Genomic DNA, 1021 nt, shown 5'->3' with positions numbered 1-1021 from the left:
ATCAAGCATTGAAGTTTATGACGCCCGTTGAATACCGGCAGGCGGCTTAAGCTCCAGTCAAAACTGGCTCATATAACGGGGTAAGGACACTAGCTGTATTTTCAGTTCGTTTACTTTATCCTCTTCCGCTATCGTTCTGTCATTTTTGCTCAAGAGCGCATAATACTCTTTATATGTTTTCTCAATTTTAGGATCTATGGTATCCAGCAGGCCAAACAGATCTGAGGTCAGCAACTGATCGACACGCAGGGCGTTATGATAAGGTAGAACCTTACTGTCGAGTACTCTTATCTCCTGTTGTTGATCTCGGACCAGCACGTTTACTTCGCCATGTGCTAGCCCTCGAAGACACAAGGGCTCATGCGTAGTGACAATAAATTGTAGGTTTGGAAAAGCACGGCGCAGTGAATCTACAATCTGCATACGCCATCGGGGATGCAAATGATTGCCAAGCTCATCAATTAGTACGATGCCTTGTGTAGAATGATAGCTTGACTTATCAGCCGACAGTGCCTGCATAATATCGGATGCCAGTGCTATAATGCTTTTAAATCCATCACTAACTTCATCGATGACAAAGTCGTCATCAAATTGCTTTATGAGTAATTTGCCGTGTTTAACCTCTAATTTATCCCCGGTTTTCAAGGCTAATAAATCAAACAGAGCTGGCGCAACGCGCTTATTAAACTGCTCACTTTTCAATCCGCTTAGCCACTCATCCACTGCGTTAAGGACAACGCTGTAATCAAATAAATTACCAACCTTGGTATACCGCTCTGCGTTGCTGTCAGGTTTTAATCCACCTTTAGGCAGTAAACGCGTCGCCCCGTAACCCAGTAAAAAAGTGGGGGATTCAGTAGCTCCGCCTGTGATAGATTTTCGGTCGAAGTGTAGCTCAATGGGTTCATTGTGTTCGTGACTGTATACTGTACGTCGTCAAGTAAAAGTGGACAGATGCGGGTGAAAAGAGAAGAGATGGTTTTAGCCACTTTGGGCTCGCTGAAAAATATGACTTTTCCGG

2 protein-coding genes are annotated in these 1021 nt (G+C 44.2%); both read right to left on the bottom strand.

The annotated features are described in order from the left end of the window. Nucleotides 1-57 precede the first annotated feature (57 nt). Nucleotides 58-723 (bottom strand): AAA family ATPase, encoded by a 666-nt coding sequence (locus BM202_RS36535; RefSeq protein ID WP_177236829.1) that lies wholly within the window; start codon nucleotides 721-723, stop codon nucleotides 58-60. Between the two features lie 71 nt (nucleotides 724-794). Further along, the coding region (locus tag BM202_RS38010; protein ID WP_218160664.1) for a hypothetical protein at nucleotides 795-1021 on the bottom strand (227 nt) is incomplete at its 5' end.

The sequence above is a fragment of the Spirosoma endophyticum genome (genome assembly GCF_900112365.1).
Classification (GTDB): domain Bacteria; phylum Bacteroidota; class Bacteroidia; order Cytophagales; family Spirosomataceae; genus Spirosoma; species Spirosoma endophyticum.
This window is presented reverse-complemented; position numbering and strand designations above follow the sequence as displayed.